This is a genomic window from Streptomyces sp. S.PNR 29 (genome assembly GCF_030386795.1).
GTDB lineage: Bacteria > Actinomycetota > Actinomycetes > Streptomycetales > Streptomycetaceae > Streptomyces.
Genome location: NZ_JANUQM010000014.1, coordinates 207,686 through 224,125, shown reverse-complemented (window position 1 = coordinate 224,125; position 16,440 = coordinate 207,686). Strand labels below are relative to the sequence as shown.

The following is a 16,440-nucleotide window of genomic DNA, read 5'->3' as shown; positions in this document are numbered from 1 at the left end:
GCCGGCCCTGCTGTGGAGCGGTGGTCTACTCGCCGGCGTGCTCCAGTGTGTCCTTGAGGATCTGCTCGTCGCGCGGGAGTTCCTTGCGGGCCTGCGGGCGGGCGACCAGGGGCACCAGGGCCTTGCCGAGGCCGTGTCCCTCGAAGTCGAGTTCCATGGTCACGCGGGACCGCCGGCCCTCGTCGAGCGGCTCGATCTCGCCGTGGACGCGTGCCCTGACGGGGCCGTCGATGCCGTGCAGCCCCCAGCTGTACGGCGGTTCGTACTCGGTGCACTCCATGGTCATCGGGATCTCGCGGGTGCCGATGCGCCGCATGATCCGGATCCGGGAGCCCTCGCCGAACGGCCCCTCGTCCAGCCGCTCCGCGGAGACGGCGCTGAGCTGCCATTCGGGTACGTGCGAGAAGTCGGTGACGTAGGTGTAGACGTCTTCAGGGGTGCGGTCGACGACGATCTCTTCTCGGATGGCGGACATGACGTCCCCCTTTCCGGGTGATCCGCTTTGATGACTTACACCCGAATCGTCCCACTTGCCCGACCGGCGCGCCATCGCCGGAATGAGGCGCCCTGAGCAGAGGAGCCCCCGCCCTGGACAGGGCGGGGGCTCACGGGCATGGCGACCTGTTCAGCCGGACCCGACGAAGAGCACCAGCAGCAGCCACACCACAGGCGCCGTGGGCAGCAGCGAATCAAGCCGGTCCATGATGCCGCCGTGGCCCGGCAGCAGCGTGCCCATGTCCTTGATGCCCAGGTCCCGCTTGATCATGGACTCGCCGAGGTCGCCCAGCGTGGCGCTGGCCGCGACCGCGAGGCCGAGCAGCAGGCCCTGCCACCAGGCGCCGTCGTCGATCAGGAACTGCAGGCACAGCGCGCCCACGACCATCGCGAACGCGACCGCGCCGGCCAGGCCCTCGCGGGTCTTGCCGGGACTGATGCGCGGAGCGAGCTTGTGCCGGCCGAAGCGCCAGCCGACGGCGTACGCGCCGGTGTCGCTGACGACCGTCAGCAGCAGGAACGTCAGCACGCGGTTCGGGCCGTCGTCGGCGGTGAGCATCATCGCCACGAACGTGGCCAGGAAGGGCACGTAGAACGCCGCGAAGATCCCGGCCGTGACGTCCTTGAGGTAGCCCTCCGGCGGTTCCGTCATGCGCCAGACCAGCACGGCCAGCGCGGTCAGCGCCATCGCCACCCAGGCGCCCTCGGCGCCCCGGACGTACCCCGCGACCACCATCGCCGCACCGCCGAGCGCCAGCGGCACGAGGGGCGCCCTGATGCCCTTGCGCTCCTCCAGCCGCTTGGTCAGCTCCCACAGGCCCACCACGACGGCCACCGCGATCACGCCGACGAACACGGCCTTGACGATGAACAGCGACGCGACGATCACCACGCCGAGCCCGAGCCCGACCCCTATCGCCGCACTCAGGTCGCGCCCCGCGCTCTTCTTCTGCCGCTTGGGTGCCGGCTGCGGGGCGTCGGGCATGGGCTCCGGATTCTGCGGCGCCGCCGCGAAGGCCTGCGCCGACGGGTTCTCGTGCGTCTCGTTGCGGAACAAGGGGCCGCTCAGCCGAGCGGCCCCCCGGTCGTCATCCTGGTCTCCGCCGTGGCCGGGTACGTCGGGCGCGATGGGCATGGGGCGAGTCTGCTGCGCGTCATGCGCATCGTACGCGGGACCCGCCGGGGCAGCCCCCGGGACGGGTCCCCGGTCGGACGGCCCCCAGTACCCGGTCTGCGGCGGCGCCCCCCAGGAAGAGTCGTTCATCAGACCTCGAGCAGCTCCGCTTCCTTGTGCTTCAGGAGCTCGTCCACCTGAGCGACGTACTTCGCGGTGGTGTCGTCGAGCTCCTTCTCCGCGCGGCGGCCCTCGTCCTCACCGATCTCGCCGTCCTTGATCAGCTTGTCGATGCTGTCCTTGGCCTTGCGGCGGACGGAGCGGATCGAGATCTTCGCGTCCTCGCCCTTGCCCTTGGCGACCTTGATGTACTCGCGGCGGCGCTCCTCCGTCAGCTCGGGGAACACCACGCGGATGATGTTGCCGTCGTTGGTGGGGTTGACGCCCAGGTCGGAGTCGCGGATGGCCTGCTCGATGTTGCGCAGCGCGCTCTTGTCGAACGGGGTCACCACGGCCATGCGCGGCTCGGGCACCGAGAACGAGGCCAGCTGGTTGATCGGGGTCGGCGCGCCGTAGTAGTCGGCCACGATCTTGTTGAACATCGCCGGGTGCGCACGGCCGGTGCGGATCGCTGCGAAATCCTCCTTGGCGACCACGACGGCCTTCTCCATCTTCTCCTCGGCTTCGAGGAGGGTCTCTTCGATCACCACTTGCTCCTGCGTGTCTTGAGTAGGCCCGGCTGCGGTTCCTTGTCGGGGCGGCGGCCGGCTGCGTCGCGTCTTCTTCCTGCACGGTTCCCGACCGGCAGGACATTGTCCATCCCCCGGCCCGTCTCCGTCCCGTCCGTCGCCCGGACAGGTGCCGTCCCTCGGACGGGGGTGGTTCTCAGGTCAGGCCCGGCTGCCTTGGTCACCCACAAGCGTGCCGATCTTCTCACCCTTGACGGCGCGGGCGATATTGCCCTCCTTCAGGAGCTCGAAGACCACGATCGGGAGCTTGTTGTCGCGGCACAGGGTGATGGCCGTGGCATCGGCGACCTTCAGATCGCGCGTGATGACCTCGCCGTAGCCCAGCGAGTCGAACTTCACGGCGTCCGGGTTGGTCTTCGGGTCGGAGTCGTAGACCCCGTCCACACCGTTCTTGCCCATCAGCAGCGCCTCGGCGTCGATCTCCAGGGCGCGCTGCGCGGCGGTGGTGTCGGTGGAGAAGTACGGCATGCCCATACCGGCACCGAAGATGACCACACGGCCCTTCTCCAGGTGGCGCACGGCGCGCAGCGGGATGTACGGCTCGGCGACCTGCCCCATGGTGATGGCGGTCTGCACGCGGCAGTCCACGCCCTCCTTCTCCAGGAAGTCCTGCAGGGCGAGGCAGTTCATCACGGTGCCGAGCATGCCCATGTAGTCAGAGCGGGCCCGGTCCATGCCGCGCTGCTGCAGCTCGGCCCCGCGGAAGAAGTTGCCGCCGCCGATGACGACCGCGATCTGTGCCCCGTCGCGTACGACGGCGGCGACCTCACGGGCGATGGCGTGCACCACGTCGGGGTCGACGCCCAGTCCCCCGCCACCGGAGAAGGCCTCTCCGGACAGCTTCAGCAGAAACCGGCCGCGTACTTTGCCGTCGTCGCTCTTCTCGGCCTTGGTGGTCATGGAGATCCCGCCTTTGTCACGTGCTGCACATACGAAGAAGGCCATTGCCGGTGGGGACTGGTTCGCATCCCATACGCGGCAATGGCCTCCTCGTCAGATCTGCTGTCGTCCGGCACGCCCGCGTGCCTGACGGCGTACCCGAACGACTGCTGTCGACCCTACCGGGGTCGGGCGTCTGTCGCGGTACCGACTCAGATGCCGACCTTGATGCGCGTGAAGCGCTTCAGGGTGACACCGGCCTCGTCCAGGACCTTCTGGACGGACTTCTTGTTGTCGAGCGCGTACGGCTGGCCGAGCAGCGTGGCGTCCTTGAAGAAGCCGTTGAGGCGGCCCTCGACGATCTTCGGCAGGGCGGCCTCGGGCTTGCCCTCGGCGCGGGTGGTCTCCTCGGCGATGCGGCGCTCGGCCTCGACGACCTCGGCCGGGACGTCCTCCTTGGAGAGGTACTTCGGCGCGAAGGCGGCGATGTGCTGGGCGACGCCCTTGGCGACCTCGGCGTTCGGCTTGTCCAGCTCGACGAGGACACCGATCTGGGGGGGCAGGTCGGGCATCGTGCGGTGCATGTAGGCGAGCACGAAGCCGTCGGCGAACTGCGCGAAGCGGTCCAGGACGATCTTCTCGCCGAGGTTGGCGTTGGCCTCGTCCACGAACGCCTGGACGGTCTTGCCGGCCTCGATCTCGGAGGCGAGCAGGGCTTCGAGGTCGGCCGGGGAGGTCTTGGCGACGTGCTCGGCGATCGCGGTGGCGACGGCCTGGAACTTGTCACCCTTGGCGACGAAGTCCGTCTCGCACTTCAGCTCGACGAGGACACCGGAGGAGTTGTCGTCGGCGATGATGGAGACCACGGCGCCGTTCTCGGCGGAGCGGCCCTCACGCTTGGCGACGCCCTTCTGGCCCTTGATGCGGAGCGCCTCGACGGCCTTCTCGACGTTGCCCTCGGCCTCGTCCAGCGCCTTCTTGCAGTCCATCATGCCGGCGCCGGTGAGCTCGCGGAGCTTCTTGACGTCGGCGGCGGTGTAGTTCGCCATGAGTCTGTGAATCTTTCTCGAAGTCTGGAAGATCGAAGATCTACGGGGTCTGCGGCCCCCATGGAACAACGGGGACCGCTGACCTCCGCTGACCTACGGGTGAACGGCGGGAGCGGAGTTCATGTCACCGCTCCCGCCGTCGACGCTGACGGGACGGTCAGGCCTGCTCGGCCTCGGCGGCCGGAGCCTCGGCGGCCGGAGCCTCGGCGTCCGGGGCCTCGGCGGCCGGGGCCTCAGCAGCGGCCTCCGCCGGCTTCTCGGCCTCGTCTGCCTTCTTCTCGCCCTCCAGCAGGTCGCGCTCCCACTCGGCGAGCGGCTCGCCCGCGGCCTTCTCGCCCTTGCCCTCGGTGGCGACACCGGAGCGGGCGATGAGGCCCTCGGCGACGGCGTCGGCGATCACGCGGGTGAGCAGGGTGACGGAGCGGATCGCGTCGTCGTTGCCCGGGATCTTGTAGTCGACCTCGTCGGGGTCGCAGTTGGTGTCGAGGATCGCGACGACCGGAATGTTCAGCTTCCGGGCCTCACCAACGGCGATGTGCTCCTTCTTGGTGTCCACGATCCAGACGGCGCTGGGCACCTTCTGCATCTCGCGGATACCACCGAGGGTCTTCTCCAGCTTGGCCTTCTCGCGGGAGAGGACCAGAAGTTCCTTCTTGGTCAGACCGGAGGACGCGACGTCCTCGAAGTCGATCTGCTCAAGCTCCTTCAGGCGCTGCAGGCGCTTGTAGACGGTCGAGAAGTTGGTGAGCATGCCGCCCAGCCAGCGCTGGTTGACGTAGGGCATGCCGACGCGGGTGGCCTGCTCGGCGATGGCCTCCTGCGCCTGCTTCTTCGTGCCGACGAACATGACCGTGCCGCCGTGGGCGACGGTCTCCTTGACGAACTCGTAGGCGCGGTCGATGTACGACAGCGACTGGAGCAGGTCGATGATGTAGATGCCGTTGCGCTCGGTGAAGATGAAGCGCTTCATCTTCGGGTTCCAACGGCGGGTCTGGTGACCGAAGTGGACGCCGCTCTCCAGCAGCTCCCGCATCGTGACGACGGCCATGGCCGTACTCTCCTTGAATTTCCCGGTTGTGCCGCGGGTGCCGGACGGCTCCCGCGCCTGACGCCCACGGTGCGCCGTGCCACGAAGGACCGAGAGGCGCTGATACGGGCCGTTTCCGGCCTGGTATCGGGGCGTGCGAAGTCGACCCGGTGACCCGGGTCGCCACCAGAAGTGTACGGGACCGGCGGGGCGCCGGGTGACGCCGATGTCCACAACAGAGGAGTTGTCCACAGGCTTCGGCCATGATCGGGCGGCTTGCGGCACGGTTCTCGCATGCGAGCGAAGCGATGTGTACGTGTGTGTACGTGGACGGCGTTGCTGCTGGTCCTGACGGTCCTGCCCCCGCTGCCGAGGTGGGAGCCGACCGCGGCGGGCACCGCCGCCGCACCGCCCCCGGGCCCCGCGGTACCGGCCATCGCCCGCACCTGGCCCGTCGGCACCCGCCCACCGGTCCTACGAGGCTGGGCCCCTCCGGCGGCACCGTACGGCCCCGGCCACCGCGGAGTGGATCTCGCGGCGCCGCCGGGCACAGCGGTACGGGCGGTGGCGGCCGGCCGGGTGACCTTCGCGGGCCGCGTGGCCGGAAAGGGGGTCGTGTCGGTGGAGCTGGCGGGGACGGGTGATCCGCCGTTGCGGACGACGTACGAGCCGGTGCGGGCGTCGGTGGAAAAGGGGGACGAGGTGAGGGCGGGAGACGTGGTCGGCACAGTGGAGGCGACCGGCTCGCACTGCGCTGTCACCTGCGTGCACTGGGGCTTGCGCAGAGCGGATGCCTACCTGGACCCGCTGTCGCTGCTGCCCCCGTGGCTGCTGCGCAGGGGGCCGTCGAGACTGCTGCCGGTGCTGGGGGTACCGCCCGCGTAGCCCCAGCACGACGGACGTCAGCCGCGAACGCCCCTCAGAGCCATGGCGACAGCCGCCTCGGCAATCGCCGCGGGCTCCTCCGCCGCCCCCAGCTCGATCCTCCGTACAGCGGCGTCCACCACACCCTGCAGCAGCATCGCCGCCAGCCGGGGCTCCTCGTGCCCCATCTCCCCCAGCGCCTCGACGATCATCGCGACCAGCCCGCCGTGCGCCGCCCGGATCTTCTCCCGGGCCCCGGCGTCCAGCTCGCTCGCGGAGATCGCCACCACGGCCCGGTGCCGCCGGTCCCCGACGAGCGCGAGCTGCCCCCGCACATACGCCTCGACCTTGCCCTCGGGGGTGTCCTGCTGCTCCATCGCCGCCGACACCTCCGCGGCCCAGACCGGGAAGTCGACCTCGCACAGCTCCTCGACGACGGCGGCCCGGGACCGGAAGTACTCGTAGACGCTGGACCGCGCCAGCCCCGTCCGCTCGGCGAGGGCCGGGAAGGTCAGCGCGTCCGTCCCACCCTCGGACAACAGGGAACGAGCCGCGTCCAGCAGGGCGGCTCGCTGCATCGACCGGTGCTCGGCCACAGAGGCCGCTCGAATCCTTGGCACGTCAACCACTTTACGGATGGACCCCCTTCGAGGGGAGTGACTCCACCCGACTGCCGGTCACCCGGCCCGGTCACCGTCCGAAGCTCGCCAGCTTCGCACGCAGCTGCAACACCGACTTGGTGTGGATCTGGCTGACCCGGCTCTCGGTCACACCCAGCACGTTCCCGATCTCGGCGAGCGTGAGCCCCTCGTAGTAGTACAGCGTGACGACGGTCTTCTCCCGTTCGGGCAGCGTGTTGATCGCCCGCGCCAGGAACCGCCGCAGCTCCCGGTCCTCGGCCACCTCCACCGGGTTGTCGGCGGCGGTGTCCTCCAGCGTGTCCATGAGGCTCAGCCGGTCGCCGCCCTCACCCCCGACGTGCAGCAGCTCCTCCAGGGCCACCACGTTGGCCAGCGACAACTGGCTGAAGACCGCGTGGAGTTCCTCCACGGCGATCCCCATCTCGGCGGCCACCTCGCTCTCCGTCGGCGTCCGCCTCAGGCGCGCCTCCAGCGTCGCGTACGCCCGCTCCACGTTCCGCGCCTTCTGCCGCACCGAGCGCGGGATCCAGTCCAGCGCCCGCAGCTCGTCGATCATCGCGCCGCGGATGCGTGTGATCGCGTACGTCTCGAACTTGATCTCCCGGTCGATGTCGAACTTCTCGATCGCGTCGATCAGCCCGAACACCCCGGACGAGACGAAGTCCGCCTGCTCGACGTTGGGCGGCAGGCCCACGCTCACGCGACCCGCCACGTACTTCACGAGCGGCGAGTAGTGCAGGATCAGCTGCTCCCGCAGCTGCTCGTCCCCCGTCGCTTTGTACGACCGCCACAGCTCGTCGAGTGTCGAGGGAGCGGGCGGCCGCGCGCTGCCACCGTCGCGGGCGGCTGGGGGGATCGCCGCCCGGTCGGACCCGGAGGTGTGCTGGGGCATTCGTCGCCTTGTGCCGTTCTGCCGTGAAGTGGTGGTGCCTGGGTACGCCGTCGGTCTGGTGATGTAGGTGCCTGTTCCTGTCGGGATCCTCGTGAGCGTAGCGTGACTGGAGCGTCGCGGTGCGCGAAGGGCGGGGCGCGGGCCATGCGCAGATACGTTCATCTGGGCGCCCCGCCAGGGCACGACGATCGCTCTGTGTGATCGTGCGGATACCTCAACTGCGCCAAACCCCAAGGCCGTCGGGGTTCCCCCGGACGGCCGAACACGCTCGGTCAGCACGGGTGCCGGCCACTGCGGACGGAGATCATCGCCTGGCGTGTCAACTTCCAGCCGTCGCCATGTCGTTCGACGTAACCGAGTGCTCGGAGTTCGTACAGTCTCGCGATCGCGTCGTCCTGAGTCGTATGCGCACCATGTGCGATCTCCCGCGCCGCCGCGGCTCGGCGCGCCGGCAGCGCGGCCAGTACCTGGCGGGCGCGCGGCTCCAGCAGGTCTCTGGGCAGCACCGGCCCGCGCCGGTCCGGGGCCAGTTCCCCCATGTCACCGACCAGTTCGACGACCTCCGCGGCGTCGGTGACGAGCACGGCGTCCCCGCGCAGGAGCTCGTGCACGCCGGCGGACTGCCCGCTGGTGACAGGGCCGGGTACTCCCATCGTGTGGCGGCCCAGACGCTGCGCCGCCCGGGCCGTGACCAGCGAGCCGCTCCGATGGGCGGCCTCGACGACGACGGTTCCCCGGGTGACCGCGGCGATCACCCTGTTCCGCAGAATGAACCTGCTCGGCGTCGGATGGTCCCCGGGCGGCAGCTCCCCGACCACCAGCCCCTGGTCCGCGATTCTGGTGATCAGCGCGGTGTGACCGCGGGGGTAGGGCCGGTCCACACCGCAGGCCAGGACGGCGACGGTGGCGCCGCCCGCGCCGAGGGCGCCCCGGTGGGCGGCGCCGTCGACCCCGTAGGCGCCGCCGGACACCACGACCCAGCCGCGTTCGGCGAGCCCGGCGGCGAGGCCGGCCGCCATGTGGGCGCCGTATTCGGTGCAGGCGCGCGCGCCCACGACGGCCACCGATCTGAGGGCCCACATCCGCAGGCTGGGACGCCCGCGCACCCACAGGCCGAGGGGCCGGGCGTCCCCGAGATCGTCGAGCTGCCCCGGCCACTCGGCCGTCCCGGGGCCCACGAACCGCACCCCCGTCTCCTGCGCGACCGCGAGATCCCGGCACGGCTCGGCCCGCCCGGCCCGAGCCCGCAGCCCCGCCCACCGCGTCTCACTCACCCCGGGCAGCGCCGGGCCTCCTCTCCGCAGCCTCCGCGCCACCTCACGCACCCCCCACTCCCGCACCCAGCGCCCACCGACCTCGTCGCCGGGCTCGATGACACGGGTGAGAAAGACCCGGTCGAGCAGCTCGTCGTCCGGCTCGTCGTCGCCGTTCACGTCAGTGCCCCGATGGCCATGGGTACGCCCCGCGGCACCCCGGTGCGCAGTTGCAGCGCCAGGGCGACGTCCGTCGCGTCGGGCCGGTCGTGACCGACGAGGTCGGCGACGGTCCAGGCGACGCGCAGGACACGGTCGAGGCCGCGGGCGGTGAGAACGCCCCGCTCCAGGCTCCGTTCCGCCTCGTCCATCGCGCCGGGTGCGGCGTACCAGCGGCTGCGCAGCTCACGTCCGGGGACGTCGCTGTTGGTGCGCCACGGAGTGCCGGCGAGGCGTGCCGCAGCCCGCTCCCGGGCCGCCCGCACCCGGTCGGCGACCGTCGCGGTGGATTCGCCCCGGGCACCGCACGCGGTCAGTTCGTGGCGCGTGACGCGGTCCACCTCGACACGCAGGTCGACCCGGTCGAGCAGCGGGCCGGACAGCCTGGCCTGGTAGCGGCGGATCGCCGAGGGCGGGCACTCGCACAGGTCGTCCTTCTGCGAGAAGCGGCCGCAGGGACAGGGGTTGGCCGCGAGGACCATCAGGAACTTCGCCGGGAAGCGCACGACGCCCGCGCTCCGCGCGATCACGACATGTCCTGCCTCCAGAGGCTGCCGGAGGGCGTCGAGGGCCTGGCTGCTGAATTCCGGCGTCTCATCCAGGGAGCCGCACTTACTCCGCCCCATGTGCCAGCACGTAAGGTGCTGGCCTGAGCAGGAGGAACACGGAGTATGGCAAGGGTTCTGGGCGCGCTGCGCCTGTCGAGGGCGTCGGACGAGTCGACCTCGGTCGTGCGACAGAAGGTCGCAATCCAACGATGGGCGGACAGCCGGGGGCACACCGTCGTTGGTTGGGTCGAGGACGTAGACGTGTCCGGAGCCATCGCCCCTTGGGAGCGACCGGGTCTCGGCCAGTGGCTCCCGTCCACCATCGGCAACGACGTGAGCGCAGTAGAGGAGCGCCTCGCGTGGGAACTCTCCCGAGTCGACGAGTGGGACATCCTCTGCGGCTGGAAGCTCGACCGGATCTCGCGTCGAGTCCTCCACATCGCCCAGCTTGTGGAGTGGGCAGGCGAGAACAACAAGGAGATCGCCGCCGCAGAAGACGGCTTCGATCTCTCTTCGCCCATGGGCAAGATCCTGTTTCAGCTCATCGCCGCCTTTGCAGAGGGTGAGCTCGAAGCGATCAAGGTGCGCGCCAAGTCTTCGTACGTGCACCTGATGAAGTCGGGCCGCTGGCGTGGCGGCTTCGTGCCGTACGGGTACCGGGCCGTGAAGGACGCCGAGGGCGAAGGGTGGAAGCTGGAGCCGGACGAGTACGGCACGGCTACGGCAAAGGTCGTCCGAGAGATCGTCCGGCGGATCGTCGAGGACGGGGAGGCGACGAACGCTGTCTGCCGCTGGCTGAACGAGGACCACACCAAGACCCCTCCCCCGCTCGACGCGCAGCGGATCAGGGCAGGCAAGGAGCCGAAGGGCGCTGTCTGGCGCGTCGGCAACCTGCTCCGGATGCTTCAGTCGCACACGCTTCTCGGCCGAGTCGAGATGACCGAGGAGGTCATGCTCCCGGACGGGAAGAAGGAGAAGAGGACTCGGCTTGTGCGGGATGCCGAAGGGCTCCCGCTTCAGCGGGCGGAGCCGCTCATCACAGAGCGGGAGTGGGAGCAGCTTCAGGCGAAGTTGAAGGCGAACAGCAACCCTCGGGCGGGCAACCGCTACGACCGCTCCCCTTTGCTCCAGGTGGCGTTCTGCACCTGTGGCCGTGCGATGTACCGGAACAACGGCCGTAACTGGATGTACTACCGGTGCAGCTCCCGGAACATTTCCGGCGCCGAGTGCGGCCAGAACGAAGCCATACGGGCGAAGCTGCTGGAGGAGGCCGTCGAGGAGGCGTTCCTCCGGGCGGTTGGTCACATGCAGATCATCCGTCGGACCTTCCGCCCCGGAGTCGACCACACCAAGGATGTCGAGGAGGTGACGCGCGCCCTGGCCGAACTCCGCGAGGATCGCGAGGCAGGGCTCTACTCCTCCGAGCTCGGCAAGAAGGAGTACCGAGAGGAGTACCTCCGACTCGAAGCGAAGCGCGAAGCACTCGCCGCCATGCCGGTAGTGCCGGACCGGTGGGAGGAGACCCCGACCGGTCAGACGTACGCGGACAGGTGGGCAGAGCTCACGTCCCCAGCGGAGAAGAACAAGGAGCTGCGCGAGGCGGGCGTGAAGGCGATCGTCCACAGGGAGGAACTCCCCTGGGCGCTCCCCTTGGCGGAGATCGGCGAGACCGAGGGGACAGTGCGTCACACGCTCGGGAGGATCGAGCTCCTGCTCCCGAGGGATCTCTACGACCGAGTGCGCGGCTTCGCCGCTGAGCACGTCGCGTAGCCCTTGCTCGTAGGCCCCGACCGGCCCCGCTCTCACCCGAGGGCGGGGCTTCGTCGTCCCACCCGAAGCTGAGCGAGCAAGCAAGGGAGGACCCGCCAGGCAGCCTCTCCCGTCGCAGCATGTTGTACGATGCCGGGCCAGGTCGCCGCCGTCGCTCCCGACTGCAAGAGACCGAGTCCAGGCCCGAAGCCTTGGGCGCCCACCTGTGAAGCGCGCTGTGCCTTCCGCACGGCCACCCCCGCGAAGAAGGGAGACACATGTCCCGCCGTCCGGCGGGGGTCGCTGGCGCACCCGTGTGCGCCTCACAGGAAGGAGCCACAACCAGTGGCCATCAGCTTCGGTCATGACCGCCCGTGGGGCGGAGTCTCCCAGCGCGAGTACCGGCGCATGGCGCAGGAACCCTGGCACCCGCTTGCCTACCGAGTGCACTTCGCTGCGCTGGGCTGGGCTGACCGCCAGGGTCATGCATCCTTCGACCCTGGGAAGCTGGCCGCTCTGCTGGGCAAGGAGGGCAAGCCCCTGTCCGACCAGAGCACGACCAACGCGGTCAACCGCGCCAAGAGGTGGGGGCTCGTCTCGCCCCGGTCGGGTGCCGCTTGCCTTGTCCTTGGTAATCACTTCTTCCAGAAGGGGAAGGGTGCACCGGTACCGTGCCGCGTCCATCAAGACCGGTGACCACACACCGCAGGTGTAGCCAGCACACGCCGTACGTGTAGCAGCATGGTCACTGACCTGCGGAAACGTTCGCCTCTTCTCTCTTCTTTTTGTCCTCACAGGTGGGGCCCCGAAGGGGCCGACAGAGGGAAGCACCTTCGACCTACGGCAAGCGGAGTGGGGGCGCGGCAGCGCCCCATGAGACAGGCATCGGCGAAGTAGTAGGCAGCATGGGCGGCCGGATGGCCGCCACAGCCTGAAGCCTCTACGACAGTGCGGCCCCGCAGGGGCCGACAGGAGCAAGCCCAAGGGGGGCGCTGCCGCGCCCCACAGGCAAGGACGTAAGGCTTCGTTCTGTGCACTCCTTCGCCGTCGCCAAGGAGGCAGCACAGGCCTTTGACCAGGCGCTACGCCGCAGCCGGCTGGAGTACAGGCCACCCTGAAAGGCCCTGAAACCGTGGCAGGATTTGAGCCGGTAAGACACGGCGGTCGAGCAAGGACCCTCCAAGGGGTCATACCCCACCCCCTTCGCCGTTGCCTCTCCTCCGCCGTCGAGAGGCTGGCCAGCGGCCCGCGTCCCGTGGCAAGCGAACGGCTGTGCGCCAGCGTGAGCGGCTGACAGGCTGTGCCCCTGGCAGTCAGGCGAGAGCACAGCGACAGGCAGGCAGACAGGCTCACAGCCTCTTGCCGTTGCGGACACGCGCAGCGCTGGCCAACACGCGGCAGAGAGCACAGCCCGACCGTGGCGCAGCGTGACGAGTAACGGGCGTCTCGAAAACCAAGGTTTGTGAGACGAGACGACAGGCACCCCGGAAGGGGGCGCAGCACTGTTCAAAACCCGTCTCGAAACTCCCGTCTCAGGCTTGACGTATTGAGACGAGTTCTGAGACAGTCCCGGCCATGACGACGAACACGATCACCGGTCAGCTCATCGGATACGCCCGCGTCTCGACCGATGACCAGGAAGCGCAGTTGCAGCGCGACGCACTGACGGCCGCAGGGTGCGCCCGTATCTTCGAGGACAAGGCCAGCGGGAAGAACACCAACCGGCCAGAGCTCACGGCCGCGCTGGACTACGCCAGACCCGGCGACACCCTGTGCGTGTGGAAGCTCGACCGCTTCGCCCGGTCGCTCATCGACCTTGTGACCATGGTCGACACCCTTCGAGAGCGGGGCATCGGGTTCAAGGTGCTCACAGGTGCACTGGCCAACATCGACCCCGGCACGGCGGACGGCCGTCTCATGCTTCAGGTGGTCGGGGCCATGGCGGAGTTTGAGCGCAGCCTGATCAAGGAGCGCACCCGTGCCGGACTCGACGCAGCCAAGGCGCAGGGGCGTACCGGCGGACGGCCGTCCGTCGTGAGTGAGGACGTGCTCACGGTGGCCCGTGCCAGGCAGGCGAAGGGCGAGAGCGTGAGCGCGATTGCCAAGGCCCTCGGGATCTCCCGTGCCACCCTGTACCGCCACCTCGGCGAGAGCGCCTGAGACAGGCGCACACAGGCGCATCCCACACCAGAGCGGCCCCCTTGTCGGGGGCCGTTCGCGTTCCCCTACCGCGTAGCCGTCTCCATGTCGGACACACCATCGACCAGCACGGGCAGGGGCGTGCCCTGAGCGCTGGCAACGACGGCATGGCGGACGTGCCCCGGCTCTGTCTCTGCCTCGGTCAGCGTCGCCCATCGCATGGGGAGCAGGGCCCCCACACGGGAGGGGAGCCGTGCCAGCGTGCGCGCCCGATCCTGCCCCACGAATCCGCCGTCCATGACCACGGTCAGCGTGTCCGGCTCACTGGCGAACGTTCCGCCCGGCGAGTGGTCGAGGGCCAGCACCCGAGCAAGGCGCAGAGCCAACCCTGTCTGTCGCTCCAGCACCCGCGCCCCCACATCGGGTATGGCTTCACCCTCGGGCACCTCGGCACCCGGCAGGGACCATGCCCCGGTGGACAGGTCCTTGACCATGAGGACACGCGGCCCCTTGGGGTGCTCCGCGAGCACCAGGACCAACACCCGTAGCCGTCGCATCACAAGCCTCTCTGCGCCCCTGTGGGGCGCGTACAGGAGTTCGGAGGAGACGGCCCCTGCCGACCACGGGGGGAGCCGACAGGGGCCAGCACAGGGGCGCGGTCGGTCACTCGTCCCGGACGACCATCGCGAACGATGTACAGATGCGCCGGAACCCCGCGTGTCCGCTCCGGCCGGTGTGGCTCATGCACTCCACGTCGACCGCCGCACCGTCCGTCGAGGGCGTGGCCGTCCACTTGCAGTGAAGGCACTCGGCCTCAAAGGTGACGTCGGTGTCCGGGTGCTGCGTGATCCGGTGCTTCACGTACCGCAGGATCGTGCGACTACCCATCGTTGCCAGGCTCCCCGTGCTGTGCGTTCAGGTGCCGACGCAGGTACACGTTCGCGTCCGTCACCGCGCTGTGGTCCGACACGGACCGGGCATTCTGTCGACGATTCGCAATCCCGAGACATTCCGAACAACCGGGCACGGGCGCAGGCTCCCGCCGAAAGGGCGAGAGCGTGGAGCCCTGTTGTCTGCGTGCCGCCATCCGAGAACCTCCCTGGCATGGGTTGCCCGTGCCCAGCAATGATCCGCCGAGTGGTGGCCCTTCATGCGCCTCAGTCACGTCATTGGGTAAAGATCACGCTCGGCAGACAGCCGACCATTCCGAGAGTTTCGCTCTGGCGTTCTCCCCGAACAGAGCACGTTCCTCGTATCCGGCGAATTCCTCGGCGTATGCCCGTACGTCCCTCGGGTCCCGGAACACCATCACGCCGGTCGACATCTCTGCCGTAGCCAATCGGTCATCGTAGATGGTGAAGGTATTCAGCGGACACCCCGGCATTGGGGTGTTGAGTGGAATCACACCGAGACGCACATTCGGTAGATGGGTGAGCGATGCCAACCGGTCAAGCTGCACGGCCATCGCATCGGGAGGCAGGAACGGGGAGCGTGCCGCCTGCTCGGTCAGAATGAACGTGAATCGCTTCGAGCGGTCGTAAAGAATTTCCTGCCGTTCCAGTTTCCTCGCGATTGCTTTGCTGTGGTCTCCGGGGATGTGAGCGAGGCTGGCCCGGATGTACTCAGGCGTCGAGAGCAGGGCAGTAATCATGGAGAGCAGGAAGAATCGGAAGTCGGTCGAGGACGCTTCGAGCCCTGCCAACTCCCGCTGTTTCTTGTCGAGCCCTTTTCGGCGGAGCCCTCTCGCGTCCTGCCATTCCGTGTTCGCTGTGCGGGCAAGGGCGGATACCTCCGCCACAACTTGGGGCGGAGCATCGAGGGCAGTCAACAGGGTCTCGATGTCGAGGAGACTCGGCCGTGCCCTGCCGTTCTCAATGCGGCTCACCTTGGACTGAGACATGTTGCAACGCGCGGCAAGCCGGTCTCCGGAGAGACCGGCCGCTTTGCGTAGATCACGGAGCATGGCCCCCAGCTCTTGCCAGGACTGGCCAAGCTCCTCGGGCTCGAACGTCACCCCGTCACGCGCTCCGCGTATTCGAGGAAGGGGACGGACTCGGCGATGGCGATTCGCTGGTATTCGATGAACGGGGCCGGGTCGCCCTCGTACAGCTCTCGGCCGATCTGTGTTCCATCCTCTTCGTAATGCATGAGGACGACCGTGGAGCGGTCGAACATCCAGAAGTCTTGAGCTCCCGGAAGTGGATTCTCCCGCTCGGTCACGTCGAGGATTCGGATGTCTTCCCCGATGGGTGCCTGATGGCGGTAGTACCGCTCGAACTCGAAGCGCAGGTAATCGGAGAGCGGCCGAGTCAGGATGTGCACTCGTCCGACGCTTCCCCCAGTTTCCTTGCGCCGCTGGATCATCTCCGTCCACGAATCCTCGTACGGTCCCGGGAATCGCTCGCCGGCCAGGAATCGGGAGAACTCCTCAGCCTCTTGCGGTACCCGGTAAGTCGGCAGGGTCTCCAGCCGCCACGCTTCCGTACGGAAGTCGCGGAACTTGGCCTGCCAGTCCTCACCATCCAAGAACACGGAAAGCCTCCCTCAGTACGCTTTCCGGGATCTCGACAAGCCCCTCCCCTTCGGGCGGAGTGAACCCGTCGAACATGTCGCCCTGCACCACGAACGATCCCTTTTCGGTGAGGTACACGTTCGGGCAGTCACCCTGCCCGCACTCCCCATTCCCGTTGCCGGTGAGGCGGGTAAGTCCTGCACGCTCGGACATGCGTAACCCCCTGGTCAGTGGCCCCTGTCAGGCCCCGTTGAACACGACCGTACGGGCGTCATGCACAGCCGTCCATGCGCGAACGTGGGTATTCACG

17 protein-coding genes and 1 pseudogene are annotated in these 16,440 nt (G+C 68.7%); 3 read left to right on the top strand and 15 right to left on the bottom strand.

The window, feature by feature from the left end; genetic code table 11:
• Nucleotides 1–25: 25 nt before the first annotated feature.
• From NW895_RS32665 to rpsB, 6 genes are all read right to left on the bottom strand, one after another.
• Nucleotides 26–475 (bottom strand): SRPBCC family protein, encoded by a 450-nt coding sequence (locus NW895_RS32665; RefSeq protein WP_289940271.1) that lies wholly within the window; start codon nt 473–475, stop codon nt 26–28.
• Nucleotides 476–625: 150 nt separating this feature from the next.
• Nucleotides 626–1,759, bottom strand: a complete 1,134-nt coding sequence (locus NW895_RS32660; RefSeq protein WP_289940270.1) for a phosphatidate cytidylyltransferase — start codon at nt 1,757–1,759, stop codon at nt 626–628.
• Nucleotides 1,759–2,316, bottom strand: coding sequence for a ribosome recycling factor (gene frr / locus NW895_RS32655; protein ID WP_289940268.1), 558 nt, complete (start codon nt 2,314–2,316; stop codon nt 1,759–1,761). The genes NW895_RS32660 and frr overlap by 1 nt, the downstream gene beginning before the upstream one ends.
• A gap of 183 nt (nt 2,317–2,499) precedes the next feature.
• Nucleotides 2,500–3,258 (bottom strand): UMP kinase, encoded by a 759-nt coding sequence (gene pyrH / locus NW895_RS32650; RefSeq protein ID WP_289940265.1) that lies wholly within the window; start codon nt 3,256–3,258, stop codon nt 2,500–2,502.
• 191 nt (nt 3,259–3,449) lie between these two features.
• Complete coding sequence (gene tsf / locus NW895_RS32645) at nt 3,450–4,286, bottom strand: translation elongation factor Ts (protein WP_289940263.1); 837 nt, start codon at nt 4,284–4,286, stop codon at nt 3,450–3,452.
• Between the two features lie 157 nt (nt 4,287–4,443).
• Nucleotides 4,444–5,334 (bottom strand): 30S ribosomal protein S2, encoded by an 891-nt coding sequence (gene rpsB / locus NW895_RS32640; RefSeq protein WP_289940262.1) that lies wholly within the window; start codon nt 5,332–5,334, stop codon nt 4,444–4,446.
• Nucleotides 5,335–5,607: 273 nt separating this feature from the next.
• Here rpsB and NW895_RS32635 point away from each other — a divergent pair, with 273 nt between their 5' ends.
• Nucleotides 5,608–6,198, top strand: a complete 591-nt coding sequence (locus NW895_RS32635) for a M23 family metallopeptidase (RefSeq protein ID WP_289940260.1) — start codon at nt 5,608–5,610, stop codon at nt 6,196–6,198.
• Nucleotides 6,199–6,215: 17 nt separating this feature from the next.
• On the opposite strand, the gene NW895_RS32630 is transcribed toward NW895_RS32635, so the two are convergent.
• The 4 genes and pseudogenes from NW895_RS32630 to NW895_RS32615 all read right to left on the bottom strand — a co-directional run.
• Nucleotides 6,216–6,773 (bottom strand): TetR/AcrR family transcriptional regulator, encoded by a 558-nt coding sequence (locus tag NW895_RS32630; protein WP_289940348.1) that lies wholly within the window; start codon nt 6,771–6,773, stop codon nt 6,216–6,218.
• A 94-nt stretch (nt 6,774–6,867) separates the two neighbouring features.
• On the bottom strand, nt 6,868–7,710 hold the full coding sequence (whiG, locus tag NW895_RS32625) for an RNA polymerase sigma factor WhiG (RefSeq protein WP_289940259.1): 843 nt from the start codon (nt 7,708–7,710) through the stop codon (nt 6,868–6,870).
• 272 nt (nt 7,711–7,982) lie between these two features.
• Nucleotides 7,983–9,143, bottom strand: coding sequence for a DNA-processing protein DprA (gene dprA / locus NW895_RS32620; RefSeq protein ID WP_289940258.1), 1,161 nt, complete (start codon nt 9,141–9,143; stop codon nt 7,983–7,985).
• A pseudogene (locus tag NW895_RS32615) lies at nt 9,140–9,784 on the bottom strand (ATP-binding protein); the annotation flags it as partial. The pseudogene NW895_RS32615 and the gene dprA, both read right to left, overlap by 4 nt.
• A gap of 69 nt (nt 9,785–9,853) precedes the next feature.
• Here NW895_RS32615 and NW895_RS32610 point away from each other — a divergent pair.
• Nucleotides 9,854–11,500 (top strand): recombinase family protein, encoded by a 1,647-nt coding sequence (locus NW895_RS32610; protein ID WP_289940257.1) that lies wholly within the window; start codon nt 9,854–9,856, stop codon nt 11,498–11,500.
• Between the two features lie 1,554 nt (nt 11,501–13,054).
• Nucleotides 13,055–13,639, top strand: a complete 585-nt coding sequence (locus NW895_RS32605; protein ID WP_289940256.1) for a recombinase family protein — start codon at nt 13,055–13,057, stop codon at nt 13,637–13,639.
• Between the two features lie 65 nt (nt 13,640–13,704).
• Here NW895_RS32605 and NW895_RS32600 read toward each other — a convergent pair whose 3' ends face one another.
• The 5 genes from NW895_RS32600 to NW895_RS32580 form a co-directional block, all read right to left on the bottom strand.
• Entirely contained in the window at nt 13,705–14,175 is a 471-nt protein-coding gene (locus NW895_RS32600) for an NUDIX domain-containing protein (RefSeq protein WP_289940255.1), read from the bottom strand.
• Between the two features lie 106 nt (nt 14,176–14,281).
• Nucleotides 14,282–14,506, bottom strand: coding sequence for a hypothetical protein (locus tag NW895_RS32595; protein ID WP_289940253.1), 225 nt, complete (start codon nt 14,504–14,506; stop codon nt 14,282–14,284).
• 292 nt (nt 14,507–14,798) lie between these two features.
• Nucleotides 14,799–15,632: a helix-turn-helix transcriptional regulator gene (locus NW895_RS32590; RefSeq protein ID WP_289940252.1), complete on the bottom strand. Its 834-nt coding sequence runs from the start codon at nt 15,630–15,632 to the stop codon at nt 14,799–14,801.
• On the bottom strand, nt 15,629–16,150 hold the full coding sequence (locus tag NW895_RS32585; RefSeq protein WP_289940251.1) for a DUF6879 family protein: 522 nt from the start codon (nt 16,148–16,150) through the stop codon (nt 15,629–15,631). Before NW895_RS32585 ends, NW895_RS32590 begins: the two co-directional genes overlap by 4 nt.
• Nucleotides 16,134–16,343, bottom strand: coding sequence for a hypothetical protein (locus tag NW895_RS32580; protein ID WP_289940250.1), 210 nt, complete (start codon nt 16,341–16,343; stop codon nt 16,134–16,136). Before NW895_RS32580 ends, NW895_RS32585 begins: the two co-directional genes overlap by 17 nt.
• Nucleotides 16,344–16,440: the final 97 nt, after the last annotated feature.

What these genes read in the sequence shown, in the direction of transcription:
- NW895_RS32665 (WP_289940271.1), bottom strand. Translation starts at nt 475, where the DNA reads ATGTCCGCCATCCGAGAAGAGATCGTCGTCGACCGCACCCCTGAAGAC.
- NW895_RS32660 (WP_289940270.1), bottom strand. Translation starts at nt 1,759, where the DNA reads ATGAACGACTCTTCCTGGGGGGCGCCGCCGCAGACCGGGTACTGGGGG.
- pyrH (WP_289940265.1), bottom strand. Translation starts at nt 3,258, where the DNA reads ATGACCACCAAGGCCGAGAAGAGCGACGACGGCAAAGTACGCGGCCGG.
- tsf (WP_289940263.1), bottom strand. Translation starts at nt 4,286, where the DNA reads ATGGCGAACTACACCGCCGCCGACGTCAAGAAGCTCCGCGAGCTCACC.
- rpsB (WP_289940262.1), bottom strand. Translation starts at nt 5,334, where the DNA reads ATGGCCGTCGTCACGATGCGGGAGCTGCTGGAGAGCGGCGTCCACTTC.
- NW895_RS32635 (WP_289940260.1), top strand. Translation starts at nt 5,608, where the DNA reads ATGCGAGCGAAGCGATGTGTACGTGTGTGTACGTGGACGGCGTTGCTG.
- whiG (WP_289940259.1), bottom strand. Translation starts at nt 7,710, where the DNA reads ATGCCCCAGCACACCTCCGGGTCCGACCGGGCGGCGATCCCCCCAGCC.
- NW895_RS32610 (WP_289940257.1), top strand. Translation starts at nt 9,854, where the DNA reads ATGGCAAGGGTTCTGGGCGCGCTGCGCCTGTCGAGGGCGTCGGACGAG.
- NW895_RS32605 (WP_289940256.1), top strand. Translation starts at nt 13,055, where the DNA reads ATGACGACGAACACGATCACCGGTCAGCTCATCGGATACGCCCGCGTC.
- NW895_RS32600 (WP_289940255.1), bottom strand. Translation starts at nt 14,175, where the DNA reads ATGCGACGGCTACGGGTGTTGGTCCTGGTGCTCGCGGAGCACCCCAAG.
- NW895_RS32595 (WP_289940253.1), bottom strand. Translation starts at nt 14,506, where the DNA reads ATGGGTAGTCGCACGATCCTGCGGTACGTGAAGCACCGGATCACGCAG.
- NW895_RS32580 (WP_289940250.1), bottom strand. Translation starts at nt 16,343, where the DNA reads ATGTCCGAGCGTGCAGGACTTACCCGCCTCACCGGCAACGGGAATGGG.